The sequence below is a fragment of the Klebsiella sp. CN_Kp106 genome, from assembly GCF_040064575.1.
In the GTDB taxonomy this organism is placed as follows: domain Bacteria; phylum Pseudomonadota; class Gammaproteobacteria; order Enterobacterales; family Enterobacteriaceae; genus Klebsiella; species Klebsiella michiganensis.
Genome location: NZ_JBEAIG010000015.1, coordinates 157,239 through 183,170 on the forward strand (window position 1 = coordinate 157,239; position 25,932 = coordinate 183,170).

General features: G+C 56.5%; 23 protein-coding genes. 14 read left to right on the forward strand and 9 right to left on the reverse strand.

Features of this window, described 5'->3' with window-relative positions:
• Position 1 precedes the first annotated feature (1 nt).
• Together ABLU96_RS09630 and lpdA are read left to right on the forward strand one after the other, a co-directional pair.
• Positions 2 to 1,531: a 2-oxo acid dehydrogenase subunit E2 gene (locus ABLU96_RS09630; RefSeq protein ID WP_064404937.1), complete on the forward strand. Its 1,530-nt coding sequence runs from the start codon at positions 2 to 4 to the stop codon at positions 1,529 to 1,531.
• A complete protein-coding gene (gene lpdA / locus ABLU96_RS09635) occupies positions 1,515 to 2,912 on the forward strand; it encodes a dihydrolipoyl dehydrogenase (RefSeq protein ID WP_064404936.1) in 1,398 nt (465 codons plus the stop codon). The genes ABLU96_RS09630 and lpdA overlap by 17 nt, the downstream gene beginning before the upstream one ends.
• A gap of 44 nt (positions 2,913 to 2,956) precedes the next feature.
• Here lpdA and glgX read toward each other — a convergent pair whose 3' ends face one another.
• From glgX to treZ, 3 genes are read right to left on the reverse strand one after another with little or no spacing between them, the layout of a single operon-like run.
• Positions 2,957 to 5,026, reverse strand: coding sequence for a glycogen debranching protein GlgX (gene glgX / locus ABLU96_RS09640; protein ID WP_064404933.1), 2,070 nt, complete (start codon positions 5,024 to 5,026; stop codon positions 2,957 to 2,959).
• A gap of 5 nt (positions 5,027 to 5,031) precedes the next feature.
• On the reverse strand, positions 5,032 to 7,575 hold the full coding sequence (gene treY / locus ABLU96_RS09645) for a malto-oligosyltrehalose synthase (protein ID WP_064404930.1): 2,544 nt from the start codon (positions 7,573 to 7,575) through the stop codon (positions 5,032 to 5,034).
• Positions 7,572 to 9,359 (reverse strand): malto-oligosyltrehalose trehalohydrolase, encoded by a 1,788-nt coding sequence (gene treZ / locus ABLU96_RS09650; protein WP_064404929.1) that lies wholly within the window; start codon positions 9,357 to 9,359, stop codon positions 7,572 to 7,574. Before treZ ends, treY begins: the two co-directional genes overlap by 4 nt.
• Before the next feature lie 144 nt (positions 9,360 to 9,503).
• On the opposite strand from treZ, the gene ABLU96_RS09655 reads away from it, so the two are divergent.
• Entirely contained in the window at positions 9,504 to 10,031 is a 528-nt protein-coding gene (locus tag ABLU96_RS09655; protein ID WP_025108366.1) for a GNAT family N-acetyltransferase, read from the forward strand.
• 116 nt (positions 10,032 to 10,147) lie between these two features.
• Positions 10,148 to 11,032 carry an SDR family oxidoreductase gene (locus ABLU96_RS09660; RefSeq protein WP_064404926.1) on the forward strand — a complete coding sequence of 295 codons (885 nt, stop codon included), beginning with the start codon at positions 10,148 to 10,150 and terminating at the stop codon, positions 11,030 to 11,032.
• A 53-nt stretch (positions 11,033 to 11,085) separates the two neighbouring features.
• Here ABLU96_RS09660 and ABLU96_RS09665 read toward each other — a convergent pair whose 3' ends face one another.
• Positions 11,086 to 11,316, reverse strand: a complete 231-nt coding sequence (locus tag ABLU96_RS09665; RefSeq protein ID WP_004850864.1) for a hypothetical protein — start codon at positions 11,314 to 11,316, stop codon at positions 11,086 to 11,088.
• A gap of 318 nt (positions 11,317 to 11,634) precedes the next feature.
• Here ABLU96_RS09665 and ABLU96_RS09670 point away from each other — a divergent pair, with 318 nt between their 5' ends.
• Positions 11,635 to 11,796: a YqaE/Pmp3 family membrane protein gene (locus ABLU96_RS09670; RefSeq protein WP_004102047.1), complete on the forward strand. Its 162-nt coding sequence runs from the start codon at positions 11,635 to 11,637 to the stop codon at positions 11,794 to 11,796.
• A 57-nt stretch (positions 11,797 to 11,853) separates the two neighbouring features.
• Positions 11,854 to 12,294 (forward strand): Ivy family C-type lysozyme inhibitor, encoded by a 441-nt coding sequence (ivy, locus tag ABLU96_RS09675; protein ID WP_049079850.1) that lies wholly within the window; start codon positions 11,854 to 11,856, stop codon positions 12,292 to 12,294.
• Between the two features lie 88 nt (positions 12,295 to 12,382).
• Here ivy and nqrE read toward each other — a convergent pair whose 3' ends face one another.
• The gene (gene nqrE / locus ABLU96_RS09680; RefSeq protein WP_009652200.1) at positions 12,383 to 12,994 is read right to left on the reverse strand and encodes an NADH:ubiquinone reductase (Na(+)-transporting) subunit E; all 612 of its coding nucleotides are present in this window, start codon (positions 12,992 to 12,994) and stop codon (positions 12,383 to 12,385) included.
• A 120-nt stretch (positions 12,995 to 13,114) separates the two neighbouring features.
• Entirely contained in the window at positions 13,115 to 14,650 is a 1,536-nt protein-coding gene (locus tag ABLU96_RS09685; RefSeq protein ID WP_064404924.1) for a cyclic diguanylate phosphodiesterase, read from the reverse strand.
• Positions 14,651 to 14,958: 308 nt separating this feature from the next.
• Between ABLU96_RS09685 and ABLU96_RS09690 the strand changes: the two genes are divergently transcribed.
• From ABLU96_RS09690 to ABLU96_RS09710, 5 genes are all read left to right on the forward strand, one after another.
• Positions 14,959 to 16,248 (forward strand): glycoside hydrolase family 10 protein, encoded by a 1,290-nt coding sequence (locus ABLU96_RS09690; RefSeq protein ID WP_162557345.1) that lies wholly within the window; start codon positions 14,959 to 14,961, stop codon positions 16,246 to 16,248.
• A 51-nt stretch (positions 16,249 to 16,299) separates the two neighbouring features.
• Complete coding sequence (locus tag ABLU96_RS09695; protein WP_064404923.1) at positions 16,300 to 16,752, forward strand: nuclear transport factor 2 family protein; 453 nt, start codon at positions 16,300 to 16,302, stop codon at positions 16,750 to 16,752.
• 126 nt (positions 16,753 to 16,878) lie between these two features.
• Complete coding sequence (locus ABLU96_RS09700) at positions 16,879 to 17,301, forward strand: hypothetical protein (protein WP_064404920.1); 423 nt, start codon at positions 16,879 to 16,881, stop codon at positions 17,299 to 17,301.
• A gap of 16 nt (positions 17,302 to 17,317) precedes the next feature.
• Complete coding sequence (locus ABLU96_RS09705) at positions 17,318 to 20,425, forward strand: multidrug efflux RND transporter permease subunit (protein ID WP_064407250.1); 3,108 nt, start codon at positions 17,318 to 17,320, stop codon at positions 20,423 to 20,425.
• An 11-nt stretch (positions 20,426 to 20,436) separates the two neighbouring features.
• Positions 20,437 to 21,054 (forward strand): TetR/AcrR family transcriptional regulator, encoded by a 618-nt coding sequence (locus ABLU96_RS09710; protein WP_064404916.1) that lies wholly within the window; start codon positions 20,437 to 20,439, stop codon positions 21,052 to 21,054.
• Positions 21,055 to 21,111: 57 nt separating this feature from the next.
• On the opposite strand, the gene ABLU96_RS09715 is transcribed toward ABLU96_RS09710, so the two are convergent.
• Together ABLU96_RS09715 and ABLU96_RS09720 are read right to left on the reverse strand one after the other, a co-directional pair.
• On the reverse strand, positions 21,112 to 21,672 hold the full coding sequence (locus tag ABLU96_RS09715; RefSeq protein ID WP_075912516.1) for an RNA polymerase sigma factor: 561 nt from the start codon (positions 21,670 to 21,672) through the stop codon (positions 21,112 to 21,114).
• 5 nt (positions 21,673 to 21,677) lie between these two features.
• Positions 21,678 to 22,103, reverse strand: coding sequence for a hypothetical protein (locus tag ABLU96_RS09720; protein WP_025108376.1), 426 nt, complete (start codon positions 22,101 to 22,103; stop codon positions 21,678 to 21,680).
• A gap of 200 nt (positions 22,104 to 22,303) precedes the next feature.
• Between ABLU96_RS09720 and ykgR the strand changes: the two genes are divergently transcribed.
• Entirely contained in the window at positions 22,304 to 22,405 is a 102-nt protein-coding gene (ykgR, locus tag ABLU96_RS09725; RefSeq protein ID WP_004137159.1) for a small membrane protein YkgR, read from the forward strand.
• 60 nt (positions 22,406 to 22,465) lie between these two features.
• On the opposite strand, the gene ABLU96_RS09730 is transcribed toward ykgR, so the two are convergent.
• Complete coding sequence (locus ABLU96_RS09730; RefSeq protein WP_064404910.1) at positions 22,466 to 23,608, reverse strand: alpha/beta hydrolase; 1,143 nt, start codon at positions 23,606 to 23,608, stop codon at positions 22,466 to 22,468.
• Between the two features lie 168 nt (positions 23,609 to 23,776).
• On the opposite strand from ABLU96_RS09730, the gene ABLU96_RS09735 reads away from it, so the two are divergent.
• The gene (locus tag ABLU96_RS09735; protein WP_064404909.1) at positions 23,777 to 24,811 is read left to right on the forward strand and encodes a LacI family DNA-binding transcriptional regulator; all 1,035 of its coding nucleotides are present in this window, start codon (positions 23,777 to 23,779) and stop codon (positions 24,809 to 24,811) included.
• Between the two features lie 184 nt (positions 24,812 to 24,995).
• Positions 24,996 to 25,919, forward strand: a complete 924-nt coding sequence (locus ABLU96_RS09740; RefSeq protein ID WP_064404906.1) for a TIM barrel protein — start codon at positions 24,996 to 24,998, stop codon at positions 25,917 to 25,919.
• The last annotated feature ends 13 nt before the right edge of the window (positions 25,920 to 25,932 follow it).

A 25,932-nucleotide genomic window follows, 5' to 3' on the forward strand; every position in this document is an offset into this window, starting at 1 on the left:
TATGAGCGATATCAGGACACTTGAAATGCCGAAGTGGGGCCTTTCAATGGAGGAAGGCGTGCTCGCGCGGTGGGCCATCCAGGAGGGTGACCGCTTCGCCAAAGGGCAGGAAATCTGTGAAATTGAGACCAGCAAAATCGTCAATGTTCTGGAGGCCCCCTTCGCCGGTACGCTACGGCGGATAATCGCCCGGGTGGGAGATACCCTCCCGGTCGGCGCTGTTTTGGCGCTGGTAGCTGACTCTTCGGTAAGCGATGCTGAACTGGATGCCTTTGCCGCCAGTCTGGCCGCGGCGCAGCCAGCAGCGCCTGCCACGCAGACTACCGAGCCTGCTGTAGCGGCCGTCGCGCCCTCCATTGTACCAGCCCCCGCCAATAAGCCTGCGGCATCCATTGGGCAGACCGAGGTACCCACCAGCCTGCAAGGCATAACCGATCCGACTCAGGTGAATGCCACTCCCCATGCGTTACGTCAGTCTGCGCGGTTGGGCGTTGACTTGAAAAAGGTCCAGGGTAGCGGGCGTGGCGAGCGTATCTCTGTCGCTGACCTGGAGAGCGCGATCGTTGCCGCAGGCGGCCGCATCGCCTCTCCGCCGCCGCCCGTTCGTTCCGGCAAAGCGCCGCGATCGCATACCGATGATAGCCAGGTATCGGCAACCCCGTTGGCGCGCCGTCTGGCCAACAAACTGGGGATCAACCTGCACGACTGCCGCAAAAGCGGTTCACTCGGACGGGTGAGCCGTGATGATGTGCTGGCGGCCGCTTTGCTGCTTGATGGGCTACCCCAGGCCGGGGCTTCACAAGCCACGTCAGCGACAGCCTTTGAGACGTTGCCGATGTCCAGTATGCGGCGGGCGATCGCTGGCCGTTTGCAAATGTCCAAGCAACATGCACCCCATTTCCGTTTGACCGTCGATCTCGATCTGGAGCGACTCTTAGCATTGCGTAAGGAAATCAACAGCGAAGTACCCGGCGTCAAGATTTCGGTTAACGATATGCTGGTTAAGGCCTGCGCCATGGCGCTGATAGCCGTCCCGGACGTCAACATACAGTTTGATGAGGCTACCCAGAGCATCCGCCGTTTTGCCGATGCCGACATTTCCGTGGCCGTTGCGCTGCCAGACGGGTTAATTACCCCTATCGTACGTTCGGCCAACAGCAGGTCGATAAGCGACATATCAAACGAAGTTCATTCTCTGATAACCAAAGCCCGGGCTGGCATGCTCAAGCCCGAAGAATTTCAGGGCGGCACCTTTAGCGTGTCAAACCTGGGCATGCTCGGAGTACGGCAGTTTGACGCCATCATAAACCCACCCCAGGGCGCGATCCTTGCGATTGGCGCAGGCGAGCCCCGAGCGGTAGTTCGCGATGGACAAATCGTCGTCCGCCATCAACTGACCGTATCGCTGTCCTGCGATCACCGGGTCATCGATGGGGCGTCAGGCGCGGCTTTTCTCCAGGCGCTCAAGCGGCTGGTTGAAACACCGACGCTGTTGTTTATCGAGGAGACGAGCTATGCACGACAAATATGATGTACTGATAATAGGGGGCGGGCCTGGGGGGTATGTCGCCGCCATTCGTGCCGGCCAGCTAGGGCTTCGTACAGCATTGGTGGAAAAGCAGCATTTAGGGGGGATCTGCCTGAACTGGGGATGCATTCCAACCAAGGCGCTGCTGCATGGTGCAGAGGTGGCGCACAGTATTGCGCATGCCGATCGGCTGGGTTTTAGTCTCAGAGAGGTGAGTTTCGATGTGCAGAAACTGGTGCAGTTTAGCCGCGCCGTGTCGCAACAGCTGACCGGAGGTGTCGAGTACCTGCTGAAGAAAAATGGCGTTACTGTCATTACCGGCACCGCCCGGCTGCGTGGTAAGGGGCAAGTAACGGTCGCCGATCCCCGAGGGGAAGAGCGAGACTATCGCGCTGGTCATGTGATCCTTGCGACTGGCGCCCGGCCGCGAGCGTTGCCAGGAGTAGAGCCAGATGGTGAGCGAATCTGGACCTATTTTGAGGCCCTGCAGCCTGAGCGCTTACCGGAGTCTCTATTAATCATCGGTTCAGGGGCCATCGGAGTCGAGTTCGCCAGCCTTTATAACGATCTTGGCAGTAACGTGACGCTGGTCGAACAAGCCGCGCAGATTCTGCCCGTTGAAGACGCCGAAGTATCCGCTACCGTGCGTAAATCGTTCGAAAAACGCGGTATACACGTCCATAGCCAAACTCTGCTGACGCAGGTACAGCGCACCGATACGGGCGTGCGCTGCACCTTGAAAACCACCGGCGCCGAACAGACCCTGGAAGTCGAACGTGTGCTGTTGGCAGCGGGCGTACAGCCTAATGTAGAAGGCCTGGGGCTGGAAGCGCTGGGAGTCGAGTTGGACCGCGGGTTTATCAAGACGGATGCAGCTTGCCGAACCAACGTATTTGGGCTCTATGCTATCGGCGATGTGGCCGGCCCGCCGTGTCTGGCGCACAAAGCCAGCCACGAAGGCGCGATCTGCGTCGAAACGCTGGCCGGCGTCGAAGGCGTACGCCCTCTTAACCGCGACTATGTGCCCGGTTGTACCTATGCCCGGCCACAGGTTGCCAGCCTGGGCTTGACAGAGGCGAAGGCTCGCGAGACGGGACGGCCAATCAAGATCGGTAAGTTCGCATATCAGGGGAATGGTAAGGCGCTGGCCAGCGGGGAGACGGAGGGTTTTGTAAAGACTGTTTTCGACGCCGAAACCGGCGAACTGCTGGGCGCGCATATGGTTGGTGAGCAGGTCACTGAACAGATCCAGGGTTTTGGTATCGCGCATCATCTGGAGGCCACAGATGAGAGTCTCTTATCGATGATCTTTGCTCATCCAACGCTTTCTGAAGCCATGCATGAATCCATCCTTGCCGCCAGTGGTCAGCCGCTGCATCAATAATGACAATATAAACCCGGCATTCAACGCCGGGTTTGTCTGAGGCTTTAAGGCCGTCTGAAAAGGGCAATGCTGCGCCCGGCCAGAACAAAATCAATTGTCTCGGTAATGATGACGCCGTCCGTTTTTTCTTCAGCGGTCGACAGCTCAAGAACCCAGCCGCCTTCGCCAAACTGCGGGATCTGGAACGGAACATCGCCCTCAAAGGGATTGAACAGCATCAGCACGTCATGCCAGATGCCCTCCTCCTGTTCAAGATCGGGTCGGCTGATGGCGAGACCTAACGTCGAACCTTCATCCCATTGTTCAGATTGCTGCAGACCGCCGCCGGCGTTAAACCAGCGTATCTCGAGCCCGTCACGCCAGCTTTCACGGCGTAAAAGCGGTTGCTCCGCACGCAGCGCTATCAGACGCTGGGTGAAATGGCGCAACGCATGGTCCTGATCGGACAGTGCTTCCCAGTTGACCCATGAAATCTCGCTGTCCTGGCAGTAGCCGTTATTATTGCCCTGCTGAGAACGGCCAAACTCATCGCCGGCCAGCAGCATCGGCGTACCGTGGGAGAACAATAACGTGGTCAGGAAATTCCGCTTCTGGCGTTCGCGGACGGCGACGATATCCTGGTTTTCCGTCGGGCCTTCTTCGCCATAATTGCAGGAGCGGTTGTCATTATGCCCGTCGTTATTGTCCTCACCGTTGGCTTCATTATGCTTCTCGTTATACGAAACCAGATCGTTCAACGTGAAGCCGTCATGGGCGGTAATAAAATTGACGCTGGACCACGGACGACGGCCGCGTAAATCGTACAGATCGCCGGAGCCCAGTAAACGGGCGGCAAAGTCGTTGGAAACATTATCCCCCTTCCAGTATTCCCGCACCGTATCACGATATTTATCGTTCCACTCGCCCCAGCCAGGCGGAAAACCGCCGACCTGATAACCCCCGGGACCGATATCCCAGGGCTCACCAATCAGTTTAAGCTTCGATAAAACCGGATCCTGGGTTACCGCATCGAAGAACCCGCCTCGCGGATCGAAGCCCTCGGGTTCGCGTCCGAGAATGGTCCCCAGATCAAAACGAAAGCCGTCGACGTGCATAGCTTGCGCCCAGTAACGTAGCGAATCCATGACCATCTGCAGCACCCGGGGATGCGAGGTATTCACCGTGTTCCCCGTCCCGGTATCATTTATGTAATAGCGATGCTGATCCGGCATCGTCCGGTAGTAGGAAAAATTATCGATGCCTTTAAATGAGAGCGTCGGTCCCAGCTCATTGCCTTCCGCGGTGTGGTTGTAAACCACGTCAAGGATCACTTCGATACCGGCATCATGAAATGCGCGCACCATGTCGCGGAAGCCCGCGATACCCGCAGGTCCATAGTAACGGGACGCGGGAGCGAAGAAGCCCAGCGTATTGTAACCCCAGAAGTTTTTTAGCCCTCTGTCGAGCAGATGCCGATCGTCCGGAAACCAGTGTATGGGAAGCAGCTCAACGGAAGTGATGCCCAGGCTCTTGATATAATCGACGGAAGCCTGATGCCCAAGCCCCTCAAATGTGCCGCGAAGCTCCGGGGGAAGCGCCGGATTGCGCTGGGTAAAACCCTTCACATGCGTTTCGTAGATAACCGCATGCGGCCAGGGGACGTCGGGGCGATTCTCCCCCTGCCAGTCGAAGGCATCCGGGTCGACAACCTTGCATTTTGGCGTAAATGGCGCGCTATCGCGGGTATCAAAGCTCAGATCTTTCTCCTCATGGCCCAGCTCGTAGCCGAAATGCGCATCGTTCCATTCAATATCGCCTTCCAGCTCCCGCGCGTAGGGATCGATAAGCAATTTGTGTGGATTAAAGCGATGGCCGTTCTCCGGATCGTACGGCCCATAAACCCGATAACCGTATAAGGCTCCGGGCTGCAGACCGGGTACGTAGCCGTGCCAGATTTCGTGTGTATATTCAGGTAGTTCAAGCCGGGCTATTTCCGTTTTTCCGCAAGGATCGAATAAGCACAGCTCAACCCGCTCAGCGTGCGCTGAAAACAGCGCGAAGTTCACGCCCTTTCCGTCAAAATTAGCCCCCAGCTGCTGGCCGTCCCCGGGCTCTATTGCAAACGTTTCTTTCATTGACACTATTCCTCTCTACTTTTCTTTTCACTAATAAGCGTTACTAACCACCCCGTTGCTGACGCCAGATCGAGCGCCTCTTCGACAAGACGGTTTTCGCCGGTTAACGCATCGCGATAATGTCGTCCTGCCAGATCTTCGGGTATGGCTACCGCAGTGTTGCCCCACAGCCTGGCCGGGGAATCAGCCAACCCGTGCGCCGCGACGTCAAAGGCCAGGCGAGGAACCACCACGATAAGGGCCTCCTCGTCGTTGATGCGCGCGTAGGCGATAAGATTCTCTTCCCTGTCACCGGTGACCTTTAATGGTACCCAGTCACCATAATGGAAGAGCGCGGAATGCCGCTGCCTTAACCTGAGAAACGACGCGGTGACGTACTGCTTCAGCTGCCCGTCTCGCCATGCGTTTTCGCTATTAAACAACTCAGGGCCTTCGCTATCGAGGTTATGCGCCAGGACGGCGAAGTCAGGTTCACGTCGGTTATCCGGATCGACAAGGCTGAAGTTCAGCGCCTCGCTCCCCTGATAAATATCCGGTACGCCGGGCGCGGTCAGTTTGATGACCGTCTGGCTGAGGCTGTTCACCAGGCCGGCACGGATAAAAGGCTGCAGGGCGGTGTGAAAATCGTTGAGAAAGAGCGAATTATCCGCAGCGAACAGCTGTTGCGCATAGTTCAGCACAACGCTTTCATAGCTTTCATTGCTGTCGATCCAGTCGGTTCTTTGCTTGGCCTCGCGCAGCGCTTTTTCCATAAAAGCAAGAAAACGCGTCTCGAGTTCTTTCAGCCCTGCGGTATCGTCGGGCAGCAGCGTTGCAGGCCACACGCCGGCGAGCGCCTGATAGATCATCCACGTATCCGCCGCGTTCGGCGCCGTACCGTCGTTCAAAAAACGCACCTGGGTTTGATTCATCTGACGCCAGCGCGCAAGGTTTTCCGCCCACAGCTGCGGGGCTTCCGTTAGGGTGTAAAGCCGGGCGCGCGCATCTTCCCCGCGTTTAGTATCGTGCGTCGACGTTCCCAGCAGCGCGTCGGGCTGGCGGGCAAGACGAATGCGCATCTCCTGGTGAAAACGAGAGAGAGAAAAAGCGCGAGGAGTAGGATCGGCCCCGACTTCGTTCAATGCCAGGTCGAGGTTATGGCGAAAGAACAGCGTATCCTCGACCGATTTAGCCATCAACGGCCCCGTCAGCTGCTGAAAGCGGGTTCTGAAGAGTGACGCGGTGTCGAGGCTACTTCCGTGCAGATTGCCGGTCAGGATGGCGATAATGACCTCAAGCGCCCTGGCATCGGGTTTGTCTTCCCTGGCGTTCACCTGGTCAACCACCCGGTTTAACAGCGTAATATCGCCTGCGGTCAGTCCTTCGGCGGTGCCGTAGGTACGATAGACCGGGAAGGCCAGCAGCAGTTCACGCAAGGCATGGCGCAGCGCGTCGCTCTCAACCGCCATGCTATTACGCTCCGCCAGTTCGGTGGCCAGCCGCAATAAGGTGGTAAATTCACCCTCAAAATTGCGATCCACCATCAGTCCTTTCGCCTCGCGCAGCGCGGTATGGCGATCTATCGCTCCGCCGAGCGCTTCATCATGAACCTGCTGCAGCTGATCGAGGTTATTGTCATCCACCAGCACTTCCGCCAGCGAAGCGATAAACTCATATCCTGTGGTGCCGGAGACGGGCCAGTCGGCGGGCAGCTGCTCGCCTTTGGCGAGGATTTTTTCCACCGTAATGTAGCACTCTGGCCCGGTTGCCTGGCGCAGGCGCTGCAAATACCCCAGCGGGTCGGCAAGGCCATCGATATGGTCAATGCGCAGACCATCGACGATGCCAGAATGCACCAGTTCAAGGATAAGGCGGTGGGTGTCGTCAAACACCGCCGGGTCTTCAACCCGGACGCCAATCAGGCCGGTAATTTCAAAAAAACGCCGCCAGGAGAGCTGCCTGGGCGCCTCCCGCCAGGACATCAGCCGCCAGCTTTGCGCCTTGTGCAGCGCCAGAATGGCGTCGCGATCCGAGGATGTTAGTAGTTGCTCACCTGTCGCCAGGGTTTGAGGATTCAGGGGCCAGGCCTGGTCATAGTAGACGAACGCCGGCTTCCCGGTTTCCGGATCGCGTTTTAGCGCGAGCGCCCCGCTCTCCAGCTCTGCCTCAAAGGTATCCCCCAGAAACGGCAGCGTAACGGGACGCGTCCAGTCAATATCGAAATAATGGGCCCAGGCGCTGTTTTTGCCCTGCTCGATGACGTCCCGCCACCAGCGATTCTCCAGCGAGGTCGCCATATGGTTGGGAACAATATCCAGAATCAGGCCAATTTGCGCGTTTCGCAGCGCCTTCACCATCCGGTCAAACCCTTCGCGGCCCCCGATGGCCGGATCGATCTCGTTAGGATCGGTAATATCATAGCCATGGGTTGACCCGCTGGTTGCCGTAAAAATCGGCGAGGCGTAAAGATGGCTGATACCCAGGTCTTTGAGATATGGCGCGAGCGCCGCCGCGCGATCGAAGGTCATGCCGTTACGGAACTGAATACGATAGGTTGCGGAAGGGATCATGATGAGGCTTCTCCATGTGCAAAACGGACAACAATACTGTTTGGCGATAACGCCTCCTGCCGCTCCGGCCAGCTAAAAATGACCTCGCCCGGTATTTCCGGCATCGCGGCCCGCTCCTCGCCGATATTCAGCGCCACGGAGAGCGTGCCGCCGGAGAATTGCCAGCTCACCGCCAGCGCCTGCGCCGCCGCGTGCAGGATCATGCCCTCCACGGCCCCTCCCGCCGCGAGCAGCGGGACAATGTAGCGATGGCGCAGCTGGATAAGGTGGCGCGTAAAGCGCAGCCAGGCTTTCCCCTCCTCGCTTGCCGCCTTCTGCCAGTCGAGCTTAGAACGGATAAAGGTCCGGGGATCGTTCGGGTCAGGGACTGATGCATCGTGTCCCGCGTGCCCGGCAAACTCTTTAGCCCGCCCTTCCCGCACCGCCTTCGCGAGGTCGCCATGAAAATCGGTAAAGAACAGAAAGGGGTTTGTCTCCGCAAACTCTTCGCCCATAAACAGCAAAGGAATGTGGGGCGACAGAAGCAATGCGGCGAGAAGAACGCGCGTTTTCCCGGCGCCGGCAAGAGAAATCAGCCTTTCCCCCTGCGCACGGTTCCCGGTCTGATCGTGATTCTGAATAAAGTCGACAAAAAACTGCGGCGGCTGAGCGGCGCAGGCCACGCCGCGTGGTTTTCCGGTTTGCGCAGAAAGCTCACCCTGGTAGACAAACCCTTCGGCCAGCGCCCTTGCGACATTCTTTGCCGGCTGATGCGCAAAATCCTGATAATAGGCGTGCGTTTCGCCGGTCGCGAAAACGTGGGCGGCGTTATGAAAGTCATCATTCCACTCGGCGGTAAAGAGCGGCGTCTGTCCGTTCTCATCGCGCGGATGGAGGAAAATCACGTTCCGGCTGTCTTCAGTGGTGAGGTGGATGTGGCGGTCGGGAATCGCGGCGCGGATATTTTCGGCTATTTCTATCAGTACATGCCTGGCGGAGCGATCTTCAATCTGATCGATAGCATCAAAGCGCAGCCCATCAAGCTGGTATTCGGTCAGCCAGAACAGCGGCGCCTCGGTAATATACTGCCGCACGGCCTCGGTTTCATAGGCGATAGCGTTACCCCACGGGGTCATCCGGTCCTGATGAAAAAAGCCCGGCGACAGCAGAGAGAGATAGTTGCCTTCCGGGCCAAAATGGTTCAGTACGATATCGAGAACCACCGATAGCCCTAACCCGTGGGCGGCATCAATAAAGGCGTGAAAATCCTCCGGTGCGCCATACGCTGCGTGCGGCGCATAGAGTAATACGCCGTCGTAACCCCAGCCGCGGGAACCGCCAAACTGGGCTACGGGCATGACCTCTATCTGGGTGATCCCCAGCTCCGCCAGATAAGGCAGCTTTTCGATGGCGGCCAGAAAGGTGCCATCCGGCGTAAAGGTGCCCGGATGAAGTTCATATATCACGGTTTCTTCCCACGGACGCCCTTTCCAGCCAGCGTTAACCGGTTGAAAACGCCTGGGGTCGATGACCACCGAAGGGCCGTTAACATCATCGCGTTGCGCGCGCGACGCCGGGTCCGGAATGCGCGTGCCGTCGGCTAAACGGAGCATATATTCATCACCATGCTTTACGCCGGGGACGTCAATCTGGAACCAGCCCTCTCCCGCGGCGTCCATCGGAATATCCCGGCCCGTCAGGCTCAGCGTCATCGTTTTTTGACCTTCGGCCCAGACGCGAAAGCGGACCGTGTCCGCGGCAATGAACTCCGCCCCCCAATGTTTTTTAAATACTCTGGATTCCATTAAATATCCTCAAATGACCTGTGGAAAATGCGGCATGAATATAAGATTAGACCAGGTTTAAACGCGTGCGCTGTTGATGGCGAGGCTGTTATTTTTAAAGACGTTGTCTATGATTAATAAATCGCTTAAAAAACAAGGAATGCTATGCAGATTCGTAAAGGATTAAATTCCGACCTGGCTCGTCTGGAATATTGTGATTTTTCCTTCACCGTCAGCCAGATTGCCACCGGCCCCTTTGTCAATAATGATCTGAAAATTGAAACACTTCCCAGCGCTTATAATAAAACCTATGAACTGGACATCCAGACGCTGGAAAACCACTGCGTTAATCCGGATGCTATATTTTTAATCGCGGAAACCGACGCGGGGCAAGTCGCCGGATTTATCACCGCTTCCTTGATCTGGAACAAATTTATTTCCGTGGATTATATCGCCATCGAGCGCTCACAGCGCAGAACGGGCGCGGCCAACAAGCTCATGGCGGCAGCCCATATATGGGCTCGGAGCATGAGCGCGGCGGGATTAAAGCTGGAAACCCAGAACGTCAACGTTCCCGCCTGCCTTTTCTACCGAAATTATGGCTTTACCCTGGGCGGATACGATCGTTATCTCTACAGCGCGTTACCGGAAAAAGATGAAATTGCGCTGTTCTGGTATTACATGTTGACCTAAAAGCCAGGTAAATAATTCCTGGTTTTACGATGTTAATTATTCCTGGTTTGCGCTTTTTTTATCGCCCAAACGCAGTCATTGACTAATCTTAAATTTCATTTATTAAGGAGGCCGGTATGACAACAGGAAATAACCCAACGCTACACTATCCACTTCCGCCGTTTGTCGAGCAGCCGCAGCAGCCCCCGGGGCTGGCATCCGAAATGAAGCCCCTTCCCGATCACGGTGAGACCAGCTATACCGGTTCCGGAAAGCTGGCGGGGAAAAAAGCGCTGATTACCGGCGGTGATTCGGGGATTGGTCGGGCTGTCGCGATTGCCTACGCGCGGGAAGGCGCGGATGTCGCTATCGGCTACCTGCCGGAGGAGGAGTCCGACGCGGCTGCCGTTATCGCGCTGATCCAGGCCGAGGGAAGAAAAGCCATCGCCATTCCCGGCGATATTCGGATTGAGTCATTTTGCGATACCCTGGTTGAAAAGGCGGTCGCTGAGCTGGGCGGGCTGGATATTCTGGTTAACAACGCCGGCAGGCAGCAGTATTGTGAATCCATTGAGACGTTAACGACCGCCGCGTTTGACGCTACGTTTAAAACCAACGTTTATGCGCCCTTCTGGATAACAAAAGCCGCGCTTCGTCATCTCTCGCAGGGGGCGGCGATCATTAACACCTCTTCCGTGCAGGCGTTTAAACCCAGCGAGATCCTGCTGGATTATGCCCAGACCAAAGCCTGCAACGTGGCGTTTACCAAATCGCTGGCTAAGCAGCTTGGTCCGCGCGGTATCCGCGTTAACGCCGTGGCGCCCGGCCCGTACTGGACTCCGCTGCAGTCAAGCGGCGGCCAGCCGCAAGAGAAAGTTCAGCATTTTGGTGAGGATACGCCGCTCGGCAGACCGGGACAGCCGGTCGAGATTGCGCCCCTTTACGTTCTCCTCGCCTCAGATGCCTGCTCGTACGCTTCCGGTCAGGTCTGGTGCTCAGACGGCGGTACCGGCGTCGCATAAAAGAAGCGCTCGTCGCTGTCGCGCGCTGTTCCAGCTCGCCGCAGCGGCGAACGCTAGCCGCAGAGAAGAAACTGGATGAGGGTAATCAGCAAATAAAAACCGCAGACGATTTGCAAAACTCTCCAGCCCCACCTGAAATAACGCCACTGATAACGCTCCCTGGCATTCGCCTGCGCAATAGCGGGTTCCAGGACCTGCTTTTTCTGCTTCCTTCTAAGCATGCTCCAGCCCCACCCGACAATGGTCAGGATGACGATAACTTTATAAAGGATAATGTTGTCCATGCCGCCGCCATTTCATGATGGGATAAATCTCCCCGCCAGTGTAGCGCACTTCCCGCCTCGTTACCTGCATTCCTTATTTACGTTTAAATGCGTTTACGATGGAACACTCTTGCTTTGTCAGCGTTGCTGACGCAAGCATCACCCTGGAATAATCTTATATATGTCAGAAAGGTGAATTGGGGCTTTTCTATTTATTAAATATGTAGTAACGAGGTGCGGGTAATATTAGCAGTCTTATTATTCAAAAAGTTAAAATTTGCAAAAACAGACGCAACCGCTAAAATAATTATGAGCTAACTCACTAAACAGGGAGATATTATGGGTTTTTGGCGAATTGTGTTGACGATTATTCTACCCCCGCTTGGCGTACTGCTGGGTAAAGGCTTTGGTTGGGCGTTTATCCTCAATATTATTTTAACGATCCTCGGCTATATTCCAGGCCTTATCCACGCTTTTTGGGTCCAGACCAAAAACAGCTAATCAGAGCCATTATCACCGGTCATCAAACGGAATCAGAAAGTTCGCAGGAGCTATTTTATGCTTAAACACTTAACCGCTATCGCTTTTCTGGCTGCATCCACCCACGCCATGGCGCAAGCCGATATGACGCTGGACGGTCTGGCCAAAAAGGAACCGGCAGCCTTTAGCCAGATGGTTAAAGGGCATACCCTGCCCGCCTGGATAAAGTCCGGCGGCACGGGCTCGCCTGCCCGGACGGTGAAGCTTGGCGCCGAGGTCTATCAGGTATTCAGCGTCTGCAAACCCCACGACTGCGCAGCGGAGCGCTTCGCCGTGCTGTGGTCGGAAAAATCCGGACAGATGTCCGGGCTTTATTCCGCCGTTGACGAAAAAACCGCCCAGGAGACACTGACCTGGCTGAATGTTAGCGATGAGCGCTCTATCGATGGCAAGACGGTGCTCTTTGCCGCCCTGAGCGGCAGCCTGGAGAACCATCCGGATGCGTTTAACTACCCGTAGTAAAACGCTGAGGCAATAATTTCGCGCCTTCTGCCGTACAACCCCAGGGTCTGGACGGCAGAATCTCTCCCCCGACGTTCAGCGTAGCCTACAGCGAGATGCCGGCGAACGACATAAACCCCAGCGACATTAAGCCGGCGGTAATAAATACGCTGCCTAAACCGCGTAAGCCTTTCGGCATATTGGCATATTTCAGCTTTTCACGAATGCCGGCCAGCGCCACAATCGCCAGCGCCCAGCCAATACCGCACCCGGTGCCATAAGTCAGTGATTCAAGGAAGCTGTATTCACGCTGCACCATAAAAATCGTCGCGCCGAAAATGGCGCAGTGGATAGTTAACAGCGGCAGGAACGGCCCCAGAGCATGGTTTAACGCGTGGAAATATTTGTCGATCACCATTTCGAGGATCTGCACCAGCGCCGCAAGAACGCCGATAAACGTGATGAAATCGAGGAAGCTCAGGTCAACCCCTTCGATGAGGGCGTTCTCTTTTAGCAGGTAATGGTAAATCAGGTTGTTAATCGGCGTCGCAATGGCCAGCAGCGCCGTCACGGTTACCCCGAGGCGAAATGCGACATCGATTTTTTTGGAGATAGCGAGAAAAGTACACATCCCGAGGAAAAAATTGAGCGCCATATTTTCAACGAAAACCGCGCGGATAAAAATATTGAGATGAGATTCAAACAAGACAACCTCCATGTTGTTGAGTTGTTTCTCAATAATGCCAAATTTTCAGATTGAACGGGTTATTATTACTCGGTTTTGCCGAGTCGATCACCTTTTAATTTCCTGTGTTTTGCGTGGGCAAGAGCGTCGCCTTTAGCGCCTTCCTGACTCGCTAAACGAGCGAGGAAGCATCTGAATAAACGCATCGACCGGCACCGGTTTAGAAAAGTAATAGCCCTGATAGAGGGTAATCCCCATTTTTTTGAGCATCGTGAGCTGCTCCTTATCCTCGATGCCCTCAGCAATAATCTGGCAATGAAATTTCCTGGCCAGATTAACCATATTCTTCACCACCAGCGCGGAAGCCGTGTTGGTCACAATGTTGAGGGTAAAGACCTTATCGATTTTGATAATCTCAGGATTAAATTGCTGGATGTAGCTGTAGTTCGCGTAGCCGGTACCAAAATCATCCAGCGAAAACTGAACGCCGATACGCCTGAGTTTGTCCGTCACCGCTGATGTTTGCCGGGTATTTTCGATCGACTCCCGCTCGGTTATCTCCAGAACAAGGCGGACTTGCGCCTCTTTCATCTGCTGGATAAACGTCTGGCACAGGGTCACTATTTCGTCGTCCTGAAAGTTTACCGAACTGGTGTTAAAGCAAATAAACAACCCTCCAGGGATTACGGATTGATGGCGCCGAAGCTGACGGATCACCTCGGCAAAGCAAATCGCCGTCACGTCTTTAATCAAGCCGGTCTGCTCTGCCACGGAAATAAATTTATCCGGCGCAATAAATCCCTGCTTCGGATGTTCCCAGCGCACCAGCACCTCACCGCCGATAACCGCTCCGCTATCATTGTTGATAATCGGCTGAATATAGGGCTTGAGCTGCTTCAGTTCGATAGCCTTTCTGAGCTGATACTCAATCGTATTACGGTAGCGGAGGTAGTTTCTGAATAAAAAGGTGAGCAGCAAGGAGGCCAGAATAATGGCGATAAGCGTGTGTTGCTCATAGCGGATAAACGCCCCGACGCCAGAGGCGTAGCCGCGGTCGGCAATAACCGAATAGGTAAACAGCTCAGAGGCCAGGCGCACGGGAACCTTGATATCCGGCGTCGCCGTCACTTCCCCTTTGCGGGTCATTATCCGATCGCCAACCTGAAGATAGAGATGCGCATCGCCATCAAGAACGGTCAAAATGTTGTATAAATAATAGCCGTCAACGCCAACCAGAATCGTATTTCCCCGCTCATCCTGTTCGCTGTAAACCATCAAGGGATGAAACGGCGTGATTTCGCTGCCGCTCAGCAGGCGCAGAGCGCCATGCGTATACTGGCGACGATCGAACTGAAATTTACGCCCGCCAAAAACCGAGGTGCAGTATATTTCGTTATCCTTACCTAAATTCACCGTGCGCACATCGGGAATGGTGGCCACCAGCGTGCGCAGCTCCGTCAGGACATTCTCGCTACAGCTTTTACCATAAAAAGGCTCAGCCAGATCGGCTGCCTGTTCCGCATGGGAGACGGTCACATCAAGGCTGGCTATCGCCTGCTGCAGGCGCGAATGGATATCTTGATCCACCTTTTTTTGCATTTGCCAGTAGCAAAGCCCGGTGCCCAGGCTCAGTAACGCAAGCAGAAACAGGAGTATCCACAGACGATGGCGTGATGATGAGTAGTTCATTGTGCTAATCCAGTTTGACTCGCCGGAAAAGGCCAAAGGTCAATTGTTTGGCCAAGTTTTAATAAATCCTGTTTATACTCGCCCTGAACCGATCAAGTTTTAATGCATATCAATGATATATCATGGCAAACCATTGCGCGGCGCAGGAGGCGTTTTCTGCGTCTGAGGTTTGCGTGCTTATGCCGCCGCATCTGTAGCTAAATGATTGACTTAAAGCCGAATAATACGAAAATGACTCTTTTGTGCGATGACCAGAAAAGCTGGCAAATATGATGACGATCCGCTCTCGTAAGTTTATTCTGAACAAGGTGAAAATATCCGCGGTAGCTATAGCTGCCGCGCTGCTGTTGGCCCACTGCGGTAGCAAACCGCCCGTTTCTCTTGTCACGCCCATGCCGCCCGCGGCCCGCCAGCCGACGTTGCCCAAAAGCCAGGAGCCGGTGCGCGGCGTCTGGCTGACGACCGTGTCGCGCCTCGACTGGCCGCCGCTGGAATCCGTCAATGGCGGTATTAGCGCCGAACGGCGCATCGCCCTGCAGCAGCAGGCGCTGGTTGCCAAGCTGGATAATTTAAAAAGCCTCGGCATTAACACCGTCTTCTTCCAGGTGAAACCGGATGGCACCGCGCTCTGGCCATCGAAGATTCTGCCGTGGTCCGATATGCTGACCGGCAAAATCGGTGAGGATCCGGGCTACGATCCGCTCAAGTTTATGCTGGATGAAGCCCATAAGCGCGGCATGCGCGTTCATGCCTGGTTTAACCCCTATCGCGTCTCGGTCAATACGCGGCCGAAAACCGTCACCGAACTGAACAGCACGCTGTCGCAGGTTCCCGCCAGCGTATACGTCCTGCACCCTGAGTGGATTCGCACCTCCGGGGATCGCTTCGTGCTAGATCCGGGCATCCCGGAAGTCCGCGACTGGATCACCAGCATCGTGGCCGAGGTTGTGGAGCATTACCCGGTTGACGGCGTCCAGTTCGACGATTACTTCTACACCGAATCACCGGGATCGGCCCTTAACGACAACCGGACGTTCCAGCAGTACGGCCAGGGCTTTGCCGCGAAAGCGGACTGGCGGCGGCACAACACGCAGCTGCTGATTGAGCAGGTTTCCCGCACCATCAAGCAGCTGAATCCCGATGTTGAATTTGGCGTCAGTCCGGCAGGCGTCTGGCGCAACCGCTCCCACGATCCGGCGGGTTCGGATACCCGCGGCGCAGCGGCCTACGATGAGTCGTATGCGGATACCCGCCTCTGGGTCCAGCAGGGATGGCTGGACTACATCGCGCCGCAGATTTACTGGCCTTTCGCCCGCGACGCGGCCCGCTACGATGTGCTGGCAAAGTGGTGGGCTGACGTGGTGAAACCCACCCATACCCGCCTCTATATTGGCGTGGCGCTGTACAAAGTTGGCGAGCCATCGAAGAATGAACCTGACTGGATGATTAGCGGCGGCGTGCCGGAGCTGAAAAAGCAGCTTGATCTGAATGAATCCATGCCGCAAATTCAGGGCACGATTTTATTCAGAGAGAATTACCTCAATCAGCCGCAAACCCAGCAGGCCGTTAACTACCTGAAAAGCCGCTGGGGAAGCTGATGCACTCACCTGACAGGCCAGGAGCCTGGTATCAACCCCACCGGAGGATGTATGTTGAAAAAATCGATCGTCGCCTTTTCCTTGTTCTGCGCTCTGACACCCGCCGTTTTTGCGGGCAACAGTGAAAATGAACAGCTGAATAAAAAGAATGTTATTGATTTTTATAATAAAGCGTTAAATGACAAAGACTTTGCCGCCGCCAGACCCTATCTGGGAGACCGCTACGTACAGCATAACCCGATGGCGAAAGACGGCGTTGCAGGCTTTGAGCAATTTATCGCCTTCCTGAAGAACAAATATCCCGACTCGCACAGCGAAATTAAGCAGGCGTTTGTCGACGGCAATCATGTGATCCTGCACGTTGAGGTCACCGGTCGCGAGCCGGGCGTGACGCGGGCGATTATCGATATCTTCCGCGTCGACGAACAGCATAAAATCGTTGAACACTGGGACGTGACCCAGAACGTTCCGCAAAAAACCGTCAGCGGCAACGGCATGTTTTAAATCCTGAGCAGGCGTTTTCTGCTCATCCCCCCTCGCTTTCCCCGTTTACTCTTCGTACAGATGAACGCTTGTTTAAACAGTTTATTTACTTTACTGTAAAGTAAATAAACTGGCGGAGTGAATCTGATGATTAACAAAGAAAAATGGGGAAAGCTTTTTTATTTCATTGCATTAGCCATTTTCCCCTGCGCGATGAACGCCGCTTTACCCAGCCTGCCCGCGCAGGGCGCCCCGCTCTATGACGCCTGCTCGCACCTACAAGATCCGTCCGAGGCCTGGCGCTGTCGCGCCCTGCTCATTAGCCAGCGCGTGGAACAGCGGCAACGCTATCTGCACTTTTTACTGCAGCAGAATATTTTCAGCATTCAAACCTACGACTATCTGTGGAGTGAGTACCAGCGTACGACGTCATGTTCTGAGATCGGCGCCTTCTTGATGAGCAAAGTCCACGATGAGGCATTCCATGGGCTGCCCTTTACCCCGATTCCGCCCGACGATGCGATAAACGCGCCATCCGCCGTGTTTGCTCTGCAAGCATCCCTTAACTGACCGAAGGTGCACCACGATGCTGGCTCGCTTTTTTGTGTTTCGCCCAGTTTTCGCCGCCGTCATCGCCATCTGTATTATGGCGGCCGGCGCCCTTGCCCTGCTGACCCTGCCGGTTGAACAGTATCCGGATATCGCCCCGCCCGGCGTCAACGTCACGGCAAACTACCCCGGCGCCTCGGCTGAAACCGTGGAAGACAGCGTGACGCAGGTGCTGGAGCAGCAGATTAAAGGCATCGACGGCCTGCTTTATTTTTCCTCCAGCAGCAGTTCAGCGGGCCAGGCGCGCATTAGCCTCAGTTTTGATCAGCGCATTAACCCTGACATGGCGCAGGTACAGGTGCAAAACGCCGTCAATCAGGCTATCACGCGCTTACCGCAGGAGGTGCAGCAGCAAGGGATCGCGGTGACCAAATCACAGGGAGACAGCCTGATGGTGGTGGCCCTGTATGACCAAAGCAGGTCGTTAACCAGCCTCGATATTAGCGACTTTCTCGTCAGTTCCCTGCAGGAGCCGCTGAGCCGGGTTGAAGGCGTAGGAGAAACCACCGTTTTCGGCGCCCAGTATGCAATGCGCATCTGGCTCAATCCGCTGCAGCTGACCAGCTACGGTCTGATGCCCTCCGACGTGCAGGCCGCCATCGAGGCGCAGAATTCGCAGGTCACCAGCGGTGAAATCGGCTCGCTGCCCACGCTGGAGGGGCAGTATCTGAACGCAACGGTCACCACCCAGTCCCGCCTTGAGCGTCCGGAACAGTTCGAAAACATTATCCTGCGCACCCACAGCGACGGCTCGGTGGTCTATCTGCGCGATGTCGCCCGGGTGGAGATCGGCGCGGAAAACTATCAAAACCAAACCACGCTCAACGGTTTCCCCTCCGCCGGGATCTCAATTCAGCTGGCCTCGGGGGCTAACGCGCTGGCGACGGCGGAGAAGATCCGGGCGGAGGTCGAACGCCTGACGCCGCGCTTTCCGCAAGGCGTTGTCGCCGCTTACCCGCGCGACAGCACGCCGTTCGTGACGGTCTCTATTGAAAGCGTGGTGCGTACGCTGATAGAGGCGATTCTTTTTGTGGTGGCCGTCATGTACCTCTTTCTTCAGAGCTGGCGGGCTACGCTGATCCCGACGCTCACGGTGCCGGTGGTTCTGCTCGGCACCTTCGGCATCCTCAGCCTGCTGGGCTACAGCATTAATACCCTCACCCTGTTTGCGATGGTTCTGGCAATCGGTTTACTGGTTGATGACGCCATCGTGGTGGTGGAGAACGTTGAACGCCTGATGGCGGAGGAGGATCTTACCCCGCCTGAAGCCACCCTGCGCTCGATGAATGAGATCACCGGCGCGCTGATTGGCATCGCGCTGGTTCTCTCTGCGGTATTTATCCCGATGGCGTTTTTCGGCGGCTCGGTGGGGATTATCTACCGCCAGTTCAGCGTCACCATCGTCTCGGCAATGGCGCTCTCTGCGCTGGTGGCGTTAACCCTGACGCCGACGCTGTGCGCCCATCTGCTTAAATCCGGGCACCTTAAAAAAGGGCGATTCTTCACCTGTTTCAACCGCGGCGTCGCCGCCAGCCAGAACCGTTACCTCGCCATACTCCGGCGGATAACCGTTCGCCCGCTCCGCTTTGTGCTGCTGGCCCTGACGCTGACGCTTTTGATGCTCTGGCAGTATCAGAAGCTGGCCAGCGGCTTTCTGCCCGAAGAGGATCAGGGCGCGGTGATGGTTCAGTTTACGCTCCCATCCGGTTCGCCGATGGCGATGACCGAGGCGGTCGGCGCGGACATTACCCGCTATTTCATGGCCGAGGAGGAGGATAACCTCAACGTCATCTTTATGGTCACCGGCAGAAACAACGCCGGCAGCGGGCAGAACGTCGGGATGGCCTTCGCCGAACTAAAGCACTGGGACGCGCGTCCCGGGGAACAGAACAGCGCGCAGGCGATTATCGCGCGGGCGAACCGGTACTTTTTAAAAAACGCCCGGCTGGCCACCATCAGCGTCATGTCGCCGCCTACCGTACGCGGACTCGGGCAGTCGAGCGGCTTTGAACTCTGGATGCAGGACAGCGCGGAAAACGGCCGCCAGGCGCTCATCGAAGCGCAAACCACCCTCCTCACTGCCTCCAGGCAAACGCCGACGCTGGACGCCGTGCGAATTAACAGTCTGGAGGAGAAAGCGCAGCTGCAGGTGGGTATCGACAGACAAAAAGCCCAGGCCCAGGGGTTGGATCAGGCCGCCATCAATAGCACCCTCTCTGCGGCCTGGGGCGGCGTGTACATCAACGATTTTATCGACCGCGGGCGCGTCAAGCGCGTGTATATGCAGGGGGATGCGGCCTGGCGTTCGACGCCGGATAATTTATCCGCCTGGTTTGTCCGCGGCGACAGCAACAACATGGCCTCCTTCGACAGCTTCTCATCATTCCGCTGGACTACCGGGCCGCAAATGCTCCAGCGGTTTAACGGACTGTCGGCCGTGCAGTTTCAGGGAAACGCGGCGCCGGGCGTCAGTTCCGGTGCGGCGATGGCGACGATGTCCGAACTGGTGGGCGAGCTGAGCGGGTTTGAAAGGCAATGGAGCGGTTTATCCTGGCAGGAGCAGACCTCCTCAGTGCAGACGTTATGGGTATACCTGGCGTCGCTGGCCTTTATGTTTTTGTGTCTCGCCGCCTTATATGAAAGCTGGTCGATTCCTGTCGCCGTACTGCTGATCGTCCCGTTAGGCATTCTTGGGGCCGTGAGCGCTTCGTTGCTCGCCGGATACGAAAACGATATCTACTTTCAGGTCGGTATGCTGACGACCATGGGGCTTTCCGCCAAAAACGCGATTCTGATCGTTGAGTTCGCCCTGGCGCGGTTTCAGCAAGGTAAAACGCTGGCCGACGCGGCGCTGGAGGGCGCTCGCCTGCGCTTGCGCCCCATCGTGATGACCTCACTTGCATTTGTTGTCGGCGTTATCCCTCTGGTACTCTCTACCGGCGCCGGCGCTTCCAGCCAGCGTGAGATTGGCACCGCGGTGATCGGCGGTATGCTCGCCGGGACGCTGCTGACCTTGCTCTTCGTTCCACTCTTTTTCCTGCTGGTACAGCAAGGAATGATGCGCCTTAAAGGGCGCAAACGGTAAGGACTCAATTGATGGGAAATCAACGCGGGCGGCCAATGAAAGCCCGCCCACGCATTTTACAAACCGCCCGTGAGCTGTTTCTCAGCCACGGGCTTGATGTGTCGCTGGATACCATTGCCGCCGAAGCGGGTACCACGCGCCCGACCCTGTACAGCCATTTTCCCGGCGGCAAAGACGCGCTGCTGCTGGAGACGTTCGCGTTTCTCAATGACACCATGCAGCCGCCCCTGCGCCAGCTTTTGCAGGATCGTCAGCAGGATCTTCCCGCGCTGCTGCGCGGGTTTGCGAAAGTGGTGCAACAACACTTTTATGCGCCGGAGAATATTCACTTTCAGCGCCTGCTGATCCAGGTGCTGGTGCAAAGGCCCGAGCTTTACGTCACGCTCGAACAGCGCCCCTCAGGCCGCGTACTGCAGGCGCTGAGCGATATCCTGGCGCAGAAACAAGACGAAGGTCTGCTGACCCTCAGCGACCCGGAGCTAGAGGCGACGGCGTTTCTCGGCGCGATTATGGGCTATCCGCTGCCGGGGGCCTTAATTGCGCAAAAAGCGGTGGCGCCAGAGAGGCTGGAGCAGCTCGCCGAATGCGCGATTAGCGCCTTCCTCACGGCCTGGGGCTACAGGCAATAATTCAATCAGCGGTTTAAACGCACCTCTCCGGCCCCTGCAGCAGGAGCCGGAGAATGCCTAACTGGCCAGCAGTTCATCGTACAGCGCGCGCAGGCGGGTACGAAGGTAGAGTACCGCTTTATGCTTACGTGAGAGCAGCGCCTGTTCGCTGACGCCGAACTCCTCTGCCAGCTCCCGGTAGCTGTAGCCATGCAGTTCGGTTTTCTCAAAGGCTTCACGCTGGGCGGGCGGCAGTTCCGAGAGCGCCTGACTTAATTCCTCCCAGAGCAGCGCTTTCAGATACTCATCCTCCGGCGTTTGCGCAACGCCAAACAGCGTTTCGGCCAGCTCATCCTCGGGAAAATCGCCCTCCTCCTCGTCGCTGAAACCGCCCGCCAGCGGCAGCTCGCGCTTTTTTCTTGCCCTGTCGGTCATCTCGTTACGCGCCGCCCGGAACAACCAGGCGGCGATATTCTCCACCGGCTGCTCGACGCGAATGAGCTGATACGTCACTTCCTGCAGGATATCGTCCGCCTCATCGCGCAGCGGGGTCCGTCCGCGAATAAAAGCCTTCAGCCGCGACCGGCAGGCATCGAGGGCGGAAACAAGCCGTGATGGCGCCACGATCCTGTTTTTCATTGTGCTCACTCGGGATCCGCGCTTTTAGGCGAACTCTCCTGCTGCGGAGCATGCTCGCTGCGGCGGTCGCGCCAGCCGCAGTGGCCGCGATGCCCGCGGTGGCCAAAGCGCTGCACAAACTCATCGCGCTGCTCCGGGCTCATGTTCATCCAGCGTTCATGCATCCGACGCCGCGCGTTACCGATGCCGAACATTCCCGGGCGAAAGCCGAGACCGCCGAACAGGATCCGCGACAGCGCCAGCACACCTAACGCCTGCCAGAAGCCAATGCTCTTCACCCCAAGGATGGCCGGCAGCAGCGCATTCCACAGCGACATCACCAGCAGCCCAAGTATGGCGATTAGCGCCACGCCGATAAGAAGCGGCTTCGCCATTCTGTGGCGGCCAAAGCGGTGATGGTGGTGCTGACCGTGCATATCGATATCTCTCATCGTCTGTTTACCTCATTACGCTATTGAATAATTACCCTGTGCGGAGGTAGACGAATGAGCGGGCAAAATATTGCTGAGAAGAGTAAAAAAATTGACACACTTTATTTGTATGACAAATATTTTTTATGTGATCTCTATCACCTACATGCAGGCGCGACGGCGGTAACGTTACCCGGTGATTCATTGAAAAAGAGGAACTTATGAACGCGGTAAAATCACTAAAAGCCGACTGGGCGATTATTACGCTGATGATTGTTGTCGCCGTCGTTATGTATGGCTATCTGATCCCCAAATACTGGTAATCGACGCCATACCTGTACTGAACCGCCCCTTGCTCAGGGCGGCTCATCATCCCTTCGCCGCTACCGCTTATCGTTGAGCGTCTTAATCAAAAACGGCACCGAGTCGCGTAAAGACGGGTTAACCGTACCGCTATGATCCAGCCCCTCATAAATATGCACGTCCGCACGGGTTCCCGCGCTTTTCACCGCGTCCGCAAAGCGTTTTTGCATTGCCGTCGGCACGTTAATATCCGCGCTACCAATACCGATAAACACCGGGTGATCGATTTTCAGCGTCGGGTAGAGCATGGCGCCCACGCTGGCGTTTAACAGCGAATCCACCCCCGGCTTCAGGGCATTAGCCGCATTCAGACCGGCCTTCATCACTTCATCGTTGAGCGGCGTAATGCATAAATTGCTCGCCTCTTTCAGCAGCGGCAGCGCTTTATCCTGGAAATAATCAGCCGGATTGAGCTGCGGGTTGCTATCGGCAGCCGAGAGGTAAATATAGAAAATATAGGGTATTTTCGGGTCGCCGCCGCTCGGCGCTTTGCCGCCTGCCGGCGGAAGAATGTCGGCTGCGGTGGTCCCCTTCTCAAAATACGGCGTCCCGGTCAGCACCGTTGCGCGAACATTCAGCTCCGGCGCGTAGTGGGGTTGATATCCGGCGCTGGCGAACGCGGCGTGCGCGCCCTGCGACTGTCCGACCAGAATGAGTTCATTTTTCAGCGGGAACTGTTTCAGGGCGGCGCGAACGCTATCAAGCACGCTCCACGCTTCGCCGCGGGCATTAAGATAGTGGTGCAGGCCAGACGAACCCAGACCGGCATAATCCGGCGCGACCACCGCGTAGCCCAGCGACAGCCAGGTGTTCAGGTACTGCTTATCGCGTTCGCTGCGCGGGTTTAACGACGGCGCGCAGTGATTAGCTACGCCCACGGTACCGTGGGCCCAGACCACGACCGGCCATCCCCCTTCCGGGGTGGCGCCAAACGGAATAAAGACCGCGGCGGTATCTTCACGGGCGGTTTTGCCGTCCACGCCGCTGCGGGAGGGATAGCGCAGGAGATACTGCTTTGCCGCTTCGCTTAAGCCATTTCCGGCGCTGAGCGGAGAGACCGCGTCGCTATTATCGGCGGCGGCACTGGCCGGGACCGCGCTCATGGAGAGCAGTAGCAGCGCAGAGGTGGCGGCGAGAAATTTTTTTGAGAGGGAATACGTCATAACATCCTGTTCCTGAGTGGGGATGCACTTAGTGTAGACCCTGGCGGTTGAATATCAGGTCAATGAAGCCAGAGCGGCGAAATGATTTTCCTGAAGTCTGACCCGCCTCGCTGTTTGCCTGTCACAATAATGATAGCTTTTTATCATTAACCTCAAAGGAAGAGAATCATGTCAGCAAAAAAAGTCACCATGGCGGATATCGCCAAAGAGGCCAGAGTCGGTATCGCGACGGTGGACAGGGTGCTCAATAAACGCACGCCCGTGAAAGAGAGCACCGAACGTAAAGTGCTGGAATCCGCGCGGCGCTTAGGCTTCGCGCTGGAGCAATCCCGCTATCGGCTGGCGGCGGATCGGCCGGCGGTAGCCCTCAGAATGGGCTTCATTCTGCTACAGCAGTCACACTCGTTTTACCATCAGCTGGCGCAGGCGCTGGAGCAGGCGGCGTTACCGTGGCATAGCCCGGCGCAGGCCCCCGCTTTCCTGCATTATGATATTAACGCCATCGACGATATGGCCGCCGCGATCGCCCGTCTGAGCGATACGGTCGACGTTATCGGTATTGTCGCGCTGGATAATCCGCTTATCCGCCATGCGGTCGTGCAGGCCATCGAGAAAGGCGTCCGCGTCTTCACCCTGCTCTCCGATATGAGCATCCCGCAGCGTACCGGCTATATCGGGCTGGATAACCAGAAAGCGGGCCGCACCGCCGGTTGGGCGGTGGACAGGCTGTGCCACGACGACGGCGAAATTGGCATTATCGTCGGCGATAATCGGTTTATTTGTCAGGAAAGCTGCGAGATAAGTTTCCGCTCCTACCTGCGTGAACAGGGCAAAGGCGATCGGGTGCTTGAACCGGTGCGCAGCCACGAACGCGCCGATGTCGCGCGCCAGGTTACGGAAGAGATGCTGCAACAGTACCCCGATCTCAAGGCCATTTACGCGCCCTGCGGCGGCGTGGAAGGGATTGTCGCCGCCCTGCGCGCGCGCCAGCGCCAGCATCAGGTCACCCTGATTTGTCATGGCCCGGTGGATAGCGGCGAGCTGGCGCTAATTGACGGCACTATCGATCTCATGCTTACCCATCGGCTTGACGAATTTGCCGCCGCCACCATCAACGCGTTTGTCCACGCCGCCAGCCAGCCGCAGGTGGCGTTTATCAACGCTCTGCAGCCGTTTGACCTCCTCACTAAAGAAAACCTCTGATTGCCGCAGGCGCGGGTAAAGTCGCCGCGCCCCGCTTCAGCGCTGCATTTGATAAAAAACTATCATTTATGTTATCAAAATAAACCTTGAATCCCATCAAAGAATTTAAATTTCATCATTGTTGGATATGAAATTTTCATTCAATACTGGTCATGTTTTCTCCTCATCTGAAAAGGAAGCCATCATGACCATACATATTGCCAACGCGCCGTGCAGCTGGGGCGTCGATGATCCCAAAAACCCTTATCTGCCGCCGTGGTCCAAGGTACTGGAAGAAGCGGCGACCGCCGGTTATAAAAGCATTGAACTGGGCCCGTGGAGCTATCTGCCGACCCGGGCCGATGAACTCAGCGCAGCGCTGAATAAACAGGGGCTGTCGCTGGTTGCCGGAACGATCTTCGACGATCTGGTCAGCGAAGAGAACTTCGCGAATATTGTCGAACTGACGCATAACCTCTGCCGCAACCTTTCGCAGGTGCCGTCGGCGGAAAAGACGCCGGGCAACCCCTTCCAGCCGCCTTATCTGGTCATTATTGATTTCGGCAATCCGCAGCGGGCGAAATATGCAGGGCGCGGCGAGCGGGCTCCCCGCCTGTCACCCGCCGACTGGCAGCGGATGGTCGACCACATTGTGACCATCAGCCGACTGGCGTGGCAGGAGTACGGCGTTCGCCCGGTTATCCATCCTCACGCCGGCGGCTGCATTGAGTTTGCCGATGAAATCGATCTGCTGGCGGCGCAAATCCCCCATGACGTAGCCGGTTTATGTCTCGACACCGGCCATCTCTTCTATTCGGGCATGGACCCCATCAGCTGGCTGGATCGCCATTTTGATCGCCTTGACTACCTGCACTTTAAAGATGTCGACCCGCAGGTGTTCAGGAGCGTGATTTCCCGCGGCATCGACTTCTTCTCCGCCTGCGCGGAGGGGGTGATGTGCCCGCTCGGCAGCGGCGCCATTGATTATCCGGCGGTGCGCGCCTTTCTCGACAAGCGGGGCTATCAGGGCTGGATCACCATTGAGCAAGAGCGCGATCCGCGCAACGTCGAGGGCAGCCTGCAGGCGGTCACGGAAAGCCTGCGCTACCTGCGCTCGGTTGGTTTTTAATCGGGAGAAAACA

Excerpts from the sequence above, each read along its gene's own strand:
- ABLU96_RS09655 (WP_025108366.1), top strand. The coding sequence starts at position 9,504 with ATGCAGATTCGTAAAGGATTAAATTCCGACCTGGCTCGTCTGGAATAT.
- ABLU96_RS09730 (WP_064404910.1), bottom strand. The coding sequence starts at position 23,608 with ATGACGTATTCCCTCTCAAAAAAATTTCTCGCCGCCACCTCTGCGCTG.
- ABLU96_RS09685 (WP_064404924.1), bottom strand. The coding sequence starts at position 14,650 with ATGAACTACTCATCATCACGCCATCGTCTGTGGATACTCCTGTTTCTG.
- ivy (WP_049079850.1), top strand. The coding sequence starts at position 11,854 with ATGCTTAAACACTTAACCGCTATCGCTTTTCTGGCTGCATCCACCCAC.
- glgX (WP_064404933.1), bottom strand. The coding sequence starts at position 5,026 with ATGAAAGAAACGTTTGCAATAGAGCCCGGGGACGGCCAGCAGCTGGGG.
- ABLU96_RS09715 (WP_075912516.1), bottom strand. The coding sequence starts at position 21,672 with ATGAAAAACAGGATCGTGGCGCCATCACGGCTTGTTTCCGCCCTCGAT.
- ABLU96_RS09670 (WP_004102047.1), top strand. The coding sequence starts at position 11,635 with ATGGGTTTTTGGCGAATTGTGTTGACGATTATTCTACCCCCGCTTGGC.
- ABLU96_RS09735 (WP_064404909.1), top strand. The coding sequence starts at position 23,777 with ATGTCAGCAAAAAAAGTCACCATGGCGGATATCGCCAAAGAGGCCAGA.
- ABLU96_RS09710 (WP_064404916.1), top strand. The coding sequence starts at position 20,437 with ATGGGAAATCAACGCGGGCGGCCAATGAAAGCCCGCCCACGCATTTTA.
- lpdA (WP_064404936.1), top strand. The coding sequence starts at position 1,515 with ATGCACGACAAATATGATGTACTGATAATAGGGGGCGGGCCTGGGGGG.
- ABLU96_RS09720 (WP_025108376.1), bottom strand. The coding sequence starts at position 22,103 with ATGAGAGATATCGATATGCACGGTCAGCACCACCATCACCGCTTTGGC.
- ABLU96_RS09695 (WP_064404923.1), top strand. The coding sequence starts at position 16,300 with ATGTTGAAAAAATCGATCGTCGCCTTTTCCTTGTTCTGCGCTCTGACA.
- ABLU96_RS09700 (WP_064404920.1), top strand. The coding sequence starts at position 16,879 with ATGATTAACAAAGAAAAATGGGGAAAGCTTTTTTATTTCATTGCATTA.
- ABLU96_RS09630 (WP_064404937.1), top strand. The coding sequence starts at position 2 with ATGAGCGATATCAGGACACTTGAAATGCCGAAGTGGGGCCTTTCAATG.
- nqrE (WP_009652200.1), bottom strand. The coding sequence starts at position 12,994 with ATGGAGGTTGTCTTGTTTGAATCTCATCTCAATATTTTTATCCGCGCG.
- ABLU96_RS09705 (WP_064407250.1), top strand. The coding sequence starts at position 17,318 with ATGCTGGCTCGCTTTTTTGTGTTTCGCCCAGTTTTCGCCGCCGTCATC.
- treY (WP_064404930.1), bottom strand. The coding sequence starts at position 7,575 with ATGATCCCTTCCGCAACCTATCGTATTCAGTTCCGTAACGGCATGACC.
- ykgR (WP_004137159.1), top strand. The coding sequence starts at position 22,304 with ATGAACGCGGTAAAATCACTAAAAGCCGACTGGGCGATTATTACGCTG.
- ABLU96_RS09660 (WP_064404926.1), top strand. The coding sequence starts at position 10,148 with ATGACAACAGGAAATAACCCAACGCTACACTATCCACTTCCGCCGTTT.
- ABLU96_RS09665 (WP_004850864.1), bottom strand. The coding sequence starts at position 11,316 with ATGGACAACATTATCCTTTATAAAGTTATCGTCATCCTGACCATTGTC.
- treZ (WP_064404929.1), bottom strand. The coding sequence starts at position 9,359 with ATGGAATCCAGAGTATTTAAAAAACATTGGGGGGCGGAGTTCATTGCC.
- ABLU96_RS09740 (WP_064404906.1), top strand. The coding sequence starts at position 24,996 with ATGACCATACATATTGCCAACGCGCCGTGCAGCTGGGGCGTCGATGAT.